Below are 7,532 nucleotides of genomic sequence, written 5' to 3' on the forward strand. Positions count from 1 at the left end.
AGCAACAGGGCAGACTTCCGCAGAGCCAGTTGGGACGCGACGGGACGTCTCGCTAGAGCGAGACCCGAGCCAGGGACGGTTGCAAGACGCCGGTTCCGAGAGGAGGTGCGTCAATGGCAGAGCTGTTGATCCTCACACCCGCCACCGGTGGGTCTGCCGAGGTACTGCCCGCACTAGGACTGCTTTCGCATCGGGTCCGGGTGCTTCCGATGGAGCCTTCGGCCCTCGTCGATGCCCCGGACGCGGACGTCGTCCTGCTGGATGCCCGCCGCGATCTCGTCGCCGCCCGCACCACCTGCCGGCTGCTGCACGCGACAGGCCTGACCGTGCCGCTCGTGCTGATCCTCACCGAGGGCGGCCTGACCGTGGTGACCCACGAGTGGGGTGCCGACGACCTGCTGCTGGAGACCGCCTCACCCGCCGAGGTCGAGGCCCGTCTGCGCCTGGTGATCGAGCGTTCGGCGCGCGGCCCCGCGGAGGAGTCGCAGCAGGAGATCTCCGCGGGCGAGCTCGCCATCGACGCCGGCGGATACACCGCACGGCTTCGCGGTCGCCCGATCGACCTGACCTACAAGGAGTTCGAGCTCCTCAAGTACCTCGTGCAGCATCCGGGCCGCGTGTTCACGCGCGCCCAGCTGCTGCAGGAGGTCTGGGGCTACGACTACTACGGGGGCACGCGCACCGTCGACGTCCACGTGCGTCGCCTGCGCGCCAAGCTCGGGCCGGAGCACGAACAGCTCATCGGCACGGTCCGCAACGTCGGTTACCGGTTCGACCCGCCGAAGGAACGGCCGACCGAGGAACTTCCTGCACCGCCGCCCTCCGCGGCGCTCCCACCTGCGCCTGCGGACGCCGCGGCGGCCGGCACGGACGACCCCAATGCGGGGCCGACCGGGAGACAGGTCGCACAGACCGGCCACTGAGCCGGTGGCCCGTAGCCGGGCGCGCAGGGCACCGACCGCGTAGGTTCGTACCTGTGACCGCACTCTCGGCCCGGCCGGCCGTCCGCACGGCAGCCACCAGCGACTACACGTGCGCCCTGGTCGAGGGTCCGTGGCAGCACGAGTTCGTCTCGTCGGGCGGCTCACGCTTCCACGTGGCGGTCGCCGGGCCCGAGAGCCGTTCGGCTCCGCTGGTCGTCCTCCTGCACGGTTACCCCGAGTTCTGGTGGGCGTGGCGCGCGCAGATCCCCGCCCTGGCCGACGCCGGCTACCGGGTGGCCGCGATGGACGTGCGCGGTGTGGGCGGGTCGGACAAGCCGCCGTCCGGCTACGGGGTACCCGCGCGGGCCGCGGACGTCGCCGGCGTCGTGCGCTCCCTCGGGCGAGAGCGCGCCGTAGTGGTGGGGCACGGAACCGGCGGCACGCTCGCCTGGGCGATGGCGTCCCTGCACACCGGCACGACGACGGCGGTCGCCGTGCTGGCCAGCCCGCATCCGGCCCGGGTACGCCTGCGCAGCCGGGCCGCTCTCAGCACGGCGGCCCTGCGCGAGATCGCGTACCTGCAGCTCCCGACCCTGCCCGAGCGCGCGCTGGCCCAGGGCGACCTCGTCGAGCGCACCCTCGCGCTGGGCGCGGCCACCCCGCTGCCCGACGACGTGGTCGACCGGTACAAGGCGGTGATGCGGATCCCGTTCGCCGCGCACTCGGCCGCGGAGGCGCTGCGCTGGGCCGTGCGGTCGACGCCCCGGATGGACGGCCGCCGGTTCGGTACCGCGCTGCGCCGCCCGCTCGGTGTACCCACGCTGCAGCTGCAGGGCGGCCGGGACGGCATCTTGCGGCCCGAGCGCGCTGACCTCGATGCCATGGCTCTCGCGCCGGACCTCCACTACGAGCTGATCCCGGACGCGGGCCATTTCCTGCCCGAGGAAGCCCCGGACGAGGTCAATCAGATCCTGCTGCGGTGGCTGGCCCGGGTGAGCCCCGCGCCGAGCATCACTACTGCGCCGAGCATCACTACTGCGCCGAGCATCACTACTTGAGGGGCAGGCCCGCCGACTCCGAGCGTTCCGGCGCCGGGCGTACGAGCTTCGCCGCCTTGTCGGGGTCGGTCTCGCCCGCTCCGTAGGAGGGGCACAGGTCGGAGATGCTGCACGCCCCGCACGCCGGGTTGCGCGCAACGCACACCCGCCGACCGTGCCAGACGAGGTGGTGGCTGAGCTTGGTCCAGTCCTTCCTGGGGAACAGCTCCCCCACCTCGGCCTCGACCTTCACCGGATCCTCCTCGGTGGTCAGGCCGAGCCGCCTCGCCACCCGCCCGAAGTGCGTGTCGACGGTGATCCCCGGGACGCCGAAGGCGTTGCCGAGCACCACGTTCGCCGTCTTGCGGCCGACGCCCGGGAGCGTGACCAAGTCCTTCAACCGGCCCGGGACCTCGCCGTCGTACCGCTCGACGAGCGCCTGGCCCAGGCCGATCACCGCCCGCGCCTTGGCCCGGAAGAAGCCGAGGGGCCGCAGGATCTCCTCGAGCTCGCCGGGGTCCGCCTCGGCGTAGGCCCGGGCGTCCGGGTACATCACGAAGAGCTCCGGCGTGGTCTGGTTGACCCGGACGTCGGTGGTCTGGGCGCTGAGCACCGTTGCGATCAGCAGCTCCAGCGGCGTCGTGAAGTCCAGCTCCGCCCGGGCATCGGGATAGGTCTGCGCGAGCAGACGATTGACCCGCCGCGCTCTGCGCACGAGCGCCAGCCGGCTCTCCGCCGTGCCCTTCGCCGCGTTATCGGGTTCGCGTTCCCTGACTGTGGTCACATCGGCCAGACTAACGATCCCCACTGACATCCGGCCGGTGACCTCGGCCGCCCGGTTTGGCGCCATGTACCTAGGACGCGGAGTATGAGAAGGTCGAGGACGCATATCTGAGGACCTCACGACGGTCCACGTGAATCGAGGAAGAGTCACCATGCCGTACACGCACCACCTGCGCGTCTACCCGTCCGCCGAGCCGCTCAAGCGCACCGACCAGCTCGCCTGGAAGCTCGCGGAGCTCGCCACCGACACCGTCGAGCCAACGGCCGAGGTCACCGACATGGTGATCAACCGGGTGATCGACAACGCCGCCGTCGCGGCGGCCAGCCTCACCCGCGGCCCGGCGGTCGCCGCCCGCTCGCAGGCCGAGGCGCACCCCTACCGCCCCGGGTCCACGGTGTTCGGCCTCGCCCCCGAGGCGACCAGCAGCCCCGAGTGGGCGGCGTGGGCCAACGGCGTCGCGGTGCGTGAGCTCGACTTCCACGACACGTTCCTCGCGGCCGAGTACTCCCACCCGGGTGACAACATCCCGCCGATCCTGGCGGTGGCCCAGCACGCGGGCTGCACCGGCAAGGACCTGGTCCGGGGCATCGTGACCGGCTACGAGATCCAGGTGGACCTGGTCCGCGCGATCAGCCTGCACAAGCACAAGATCGACCACGTGGCGCACCTCGGCCCGTCCGCGGCGGCCGGCATCGGCACCCTGCTCGGCCTCGACACCGAGACCGTGTTCCAGGCGGTCGGCCAGGCCCTGCACACCACCACGGCCACGCGGCAGAGCCGCAAGGGGCAGATCTCCACGTGGAAGGCGCACGCACCGGCCTTCGCGGGCAAGCTCGCGGTCGAGGCCGTTGACCGTGCCATGCGCGGCCAGACCTCCCCCGAGCCCATCTACGAGGGCGAGGACGGCGTCGTCGCCTGGCTCCTCGACGGGCCCGGCGCCGCCTACGACGTCGTGCTCCCCGAGGCCGGCGAGCCGCGCACCGGCATCCTCGACACGTACACCAAGGAGCACTCCGCGGAGTACCAGGCGCAGGCCATCATCGACATGGCCCGCGCGCTCGGCAACGAGCGGCCGGAGCTGCGGGACCCCAGCAACATCCAGGGCATCGTGCTGCACACCAGCCACCACACCCACCACGTGATCGGCTCGGGCGCGAACGACCCGCAGAAGTACGACCCCGCGGCGTCGCGCGAGACGCTCGACCACTCGGTCCCGTACATCTTCGCCGTCGCGCTGCAGGACGGCGGCTGGCACCACGTCGACTCCTACGCCCCGTCGCGGGCCCAGCGCCCGGACACCGTCGAGCTGTGGCGCAAGGTCACCACCGCCGAGGACGCGGAGTGGACCCGCCGCTACCACTCGACCGACCCGGCGGAGAAGGCCTTCGGCGGCCGCGTCGAGATCACGCTCACCTCGGGTGAGGTCGTCACGCGCGAGATCGCCGTCGCCGACGCGCACCCGCTGGGCGCCCGTCCGTTCGCCCGCGCGAACTACGTCGGCAAGTTCCGCACGCTCGCTGCCGGCATCCTGGCGGACGCGGAGATCGAGCGCTTCCTCGGCCTCGCCGAGCGACTGCCCGAGCTCACGCCCGCCGAGGTCCGCGAGCTCACGATCGTCGCGGCACCCGGCGTGCTGGACGCGGTCACGTCCCCGACGGGCCTCTTCGAGCTGGGGCAGGCCTGATGCTGTACTCCCACCTCACCGCGGCGGCCAAGCGTCGCGCCTTCCGCGAGGCCCTCGCCGGGCCGGACATCCTTCGCCTCCCGGGCGCGTTCAACCCGCTGAGCGCCAAGCTGATCCAGGACAAGGGGTTCGACGGCGTCTACGTCTCCGGCGCCGTCCTCTCGGCCGACCTCGGCCTGCCCGACATCGGCCTGACCACGCTGACCGAGGTGGCCGGCCGGTCCGGCCAGATCGCCCGGGTCACCGACCTGCCCGTGCTGGCCGACGCCGACACCGGGTTCGGCGAGCCCATGAACGTCGCCCGCACCGTCCAGACCATGGAGGACGCCGGCGTGGCCGGCATCCACATCGAGGACCAGGTCAACCCCAAGCGCTGCGGTCACCTGGACGGCAAGGAGGTCGTCGGGCTCGACGACGCCGTCCGGCGGATCCGGGCCGCCGTCGACGGCCGCCGCGACCCCGACTTCCTCATCATGGCGCGCACCGACGTGCGCGGCACGGAGCCGGGCGAACGTGGCCTCACGCTCGCGATCGACCGCGCCAAGGCCCTGGCCGATGCCGGGGCCGACGCGATCTTCCCCGAGGCGATGAAGGACCTCGCGGAGTTCGAGGCCGTCGCCTCAGCCCTCGACGTCCCCGTGCTGGCCAACATGACGGAGTTCGGCAAGTCCGAGCTCTTCACGGCCAAGCAGCTGCACGACGCCGGGGCACAGCTCGTCATCTACCCCGTCACCCTGCTGCGCATAGCGATGGGCGCCGCCGAGCGCGCGCTGGAGGAGATCTCGGCGTCCGGCACCCAGGACGCCCTGGTGCCACAGATGCAGACCCGCGCGCGGCTGTACGAGCTCACCGACTACGCGGCCTACAACCACTTCGACAGCAACGTCTTCACCTACAAGCCCTGACCTAGTCTCGACACGAAGGAGTGCTCATGACCGAGACCACGGAGATCCGTAAGGGTCTGGCCGGCGTCGTCGCCGACACGTCGGCGATCTCGAAGGTCAATCCCGAGACCAACTCGCTGCTGTACCGCGGCTATCCGGTGCAGGAGCTGGCCGCGAGGAAGAGCTTCGAGGAGGTCGCCTACCTGCTGTGGCACGGCGAGCTCCCGACGTCGGCCCAGCTCGCCGAGCAGACGGCGACCGAACGGGTGCACCGCGAGCTGCCGGACAACGTCCGCGACGCCATCCTCGAGCTGCCCGCCGACTGCCACCCCATGGACGTGTGCCGCACGGCGGTCTCGATCCTTGGCGCCCACGACCCGCAGGCCGAGGACTCGTCCGTCGAGGCCGAGCTCGCCAAGTCGCTGCGCCTGTGGGCGGTCCTGCCCGCCGTCGTCGCGCTCGACCAGCGCCGTCGGCACGGCCAGGAGCTCGTGCCCCCGCGCGAGGACCTCGGCTACTCCGCGAACTTCCTGTGGATGGCGTTCGGCAAGGAGGCGGAGCCCGCCGTCGTGCAGGCTTTCGAGGCCTCGATGGTGCTGTACGCGGAGCACTCGTTCAACGCTTCCACGTTCACTGCGCGCGTCATCACCTCGACGCTCGCCGATCTGCACTCCGCCGTGACCGGCGCCATCGGTGCCCTCAAGGGCCCGCTGCACGGTGGGGCCAACGAGGCGGTACAGGCGACGTTCGAGGAGATCGGCACGGCCGACAGGGCCGAGGCCTGGCTCGAGGACGCCCTCGCGAACAAGAAGAAGATCATGGGGTTCGGCCACCGGGTCTACAAGAACGGCGACTCGCGCGTGCCGACCATGCGGGCCGTGCTCGGGGACCTCGCCGAGCACTACGGCGACACCGCGGTGCTCGACCTGTACGACACCCTCGAGAACGCCATGGTCAGCCGCAAGAACATCAAGCCCAACCTGGACTATCCCGCCGGGCCGGCGTACCACCTGATGGGCTTCGACACGAACATCTTCACGCCGCTGTTCGTGGCCTCCCGGATCACCGGGTGGACCGCGCACATCATGGAGCAGCGCGCGGCCAACGCGCTGATCCGGCCGGTGTGCGAGTACGTCGGACCGGAGCAGCGCGAGGTTCCCTGAGCGGTGCGTGGGACGCCCGTTCCGAACTCCCGGGTGACACCCCATAGGATTTATGGACGGGCGTCCTACTTCGCACCGAGCAAAGCCGACATCCCGCACCTGGCGGACGATCACGTCGGGCTGCACGCCACGCGGACGCCGCGAGAAACCCGATGACCCGGCAATCTCGTGACATTGAGGCAGACTGAGAGGTGGAAAAGACTGATGGACGAAAGTCCCCGACACGTGAGGACACCACTGGTGGACGACGAAGTCGTACTCTCTGCCCCCCTCTTCGCGGACATGGAAGGCGAGGAGACGCGTGCGCTCTTCGAGTCCATGGTGCCCGTGGAGCTGGTCCGGGGTGACGTGCTCTTCCGCGAGGGCGAACCGGGCGACCGGCTCTATGTCATCGCGCAGGGCAAGATCAAGCTGGGTCGCCGGTCGAGTGACGGCCGCGAGAACCTGCTGTCGATCCTCGGCCCTGGTGAGATGTTCGGGGAGCTCTCCCTGTTCGACCCGGGCCCCCGCACCGCCTCCGCCTCCTCCGTGTCGGACTCCGTGGTCTACGAGCTGCGCCACGAGTCGCTCGTGCGCTGGATCGCCGACCATCCGGGCGTCGCCACCCAGCTCCTCGGCGCGCTGGCGCGTCGGCTGCGCCGCACCAACGAGACCCTCGCGGACCTCGTCTTCTCCGATGTGCCCGGCCGCGTGGCCAAGGCGCTGCTGGACCTCTCGACCCGCTTCGGCGAGCCGAACGACGACGGCATCCGCGTCGCGCACGACCTCACCCAGGAGGAGCTGGCGCAGCTCGTCGGCGCGAGCCGCGAGACCGTGAACAAGGCCCTTGCCGACTTCGCGACCCGCGGCTGGGTCCGCCGCGAGGGCCGGGCGGTGGTCCTGCTGGACCTCGACCGCCTGGAGCGGCGGGCGCGCTGAGGCGCCGATCGGTTCGAGAAGGGCTCGGGCTTTGCGCCCCCGCCCCTAATGGGGGTTTGTGCCAAACCGGCAAACGACATGCTGGGAGAGATACGAGATTCAAACCGCAAACATAATAAATAGGGGGCCAAAGACCCCC

The 7,532-nt window shown here is 71.0% G+C and carries 7 protein-coding genes; 6 read left to right on the plus strand and 1 reads right to left on the minus strand.

The window, feature by feature from the left end:
• The first annotated feature begins 113 nt into the window (after positions 1-113).
• Together ACFWE2_RS09710 and ACFWE2_RS09715 are read left to right on the plus strand one after the other, a co-directional pair.
• A complete protein-coding gene (locus tag ACFWE2_RS09710; RefSeq protein ID WP_377224013.1) occupies positions 114-923 on the plus strand; it encodes a winged-helix domain-containing protein in 810 nt (269 codons plus the stop codon).
• A 53-nt stretch (positions 924-976) separates the two neighbouring features.
• A complete protein-coding gene (locus tag ACFWE2_RS09715) occupies positions 977-1,981 on the plus strand; it encodes an alpha/beta fold hydrolase (protein WP_377224014.1) in 1,005 nt (334 codons plus the stop codon).
• Here the strand turns inward: ACFWE2_RS09715 and nth are convergent.
• Positions 1,974-2,744, minus strand: coding sequence for an endonuclease III (gene nth, locus ACFWE2_RS09720; protein WP_377224015.1), 771 nt, complete (start codon positions 2,742-2,744; stop codon positions 1,974-1,976). The two genes, ACFWE2_RS09715 and nth, sit on opposite strands and share 8 nt — an antisense overlap.
• Positions 2,745-2,895: 151 nt before the next feature.
• Between nth and ACFWE2_RS09725 the strand changes: the two genes are divergently transcribed.
• From ACFWE2_RS09725 to ACFWE2_RS09740, 4 genes are all read left to right on the plus strand, one after another.
• The gene (locus ACFWE2_RS09725; RefSeq protein ID WP_377224016.1) at positions 2,896-4,428 is read left to right on the plus strand and encodes an MmgE/PrpD family protein; all 1,533 of its coding nucleotides are present in this window, start codon (positions 2,896-2,898) and stop codon (positions 4,426-4,428) included.
• Positions 4,428-5,333 carry a methylisocitrate lyase gene (gene prpB, locus ACFWE2_RS09730; protein WP_377224017.1) on the plus strand — a complete coding sequence of 302 codons (906 nt, stop codon included), beginning with the start codon at positions 4,428-4,430 and terminating at the stop codon, positions 5,331-5,333. Before ACFWE2_RS09725 ends, prpB begins: the two co-directional genes overlap by 1 nt.
• A gap of 26 nt (positions 5,334-5,359) precedes the next feature.
• The gene (locus ACFWE2_RS09735; protein ID WP_377224018.1) at positions 5,360-6,475 is read left to right on the plus strand and encodes a bifunctional 2-methylcitrate synthase/citrate synthase; all 1,116 of its coding nucleotides are present in this window, start codon (positions 5,360-5,362) and stop codon (positions 6,473-6,475) included.
• 240 nt (positions 6,476-6,715) lie between these two features.
• Positions 6,716-7,393, plus strand: coding sequence for a Crp/Fnr family transcriptional regulator (locus tag ACFWE2_RS09740; protein ID WP_116677089.1), 678 nt, complete (start codon positions 6,716-6,718; stop codon positions 7,391-7,393).
• Positions 7,394-7,532: the final 139 nt, after the last annotated feature.

Origin of the sequence: Promicromonospora sp. NPDC060271, from assembly GCF_042726755.1 — a bacterium.
Classification (GTDB): Bacteria; Actinomycetota; Actinomycetes; order Actinomycetales; family Cellulomonadaceae; genus Promicromonospora.

Coding starts and splice junctions, on each gene's coding strand:
- ACFWE2_RS09735 (WP_377224018.1), top strand. CDS start 5,360: ATGACCGAGACCACGGAGATCCGTAAGGGTCTGGCCGGCGTCGTCGCC.
- ACFWE2_RS09710 (WP_377224013.1), top strand. CDS start 114: ATGGCAGAGCTGTTGATCCTCACACCCGCCACCGGTGGGTCTGCCGAG.
- ACFWE2_RS09725 (WP_377224016.1), top strand. CDS start 2,896: ATGCCGTACACGCACCACCTGCGCGTCTACCCGTCCGCCGAGCCGCTC.
- prpB (WP_377224017.1), top strand. CDS start 4,428: ATGCTGTACTCCCACCTCACCGCGGCGGCCAAGCGTCGCGCCTTCCGC.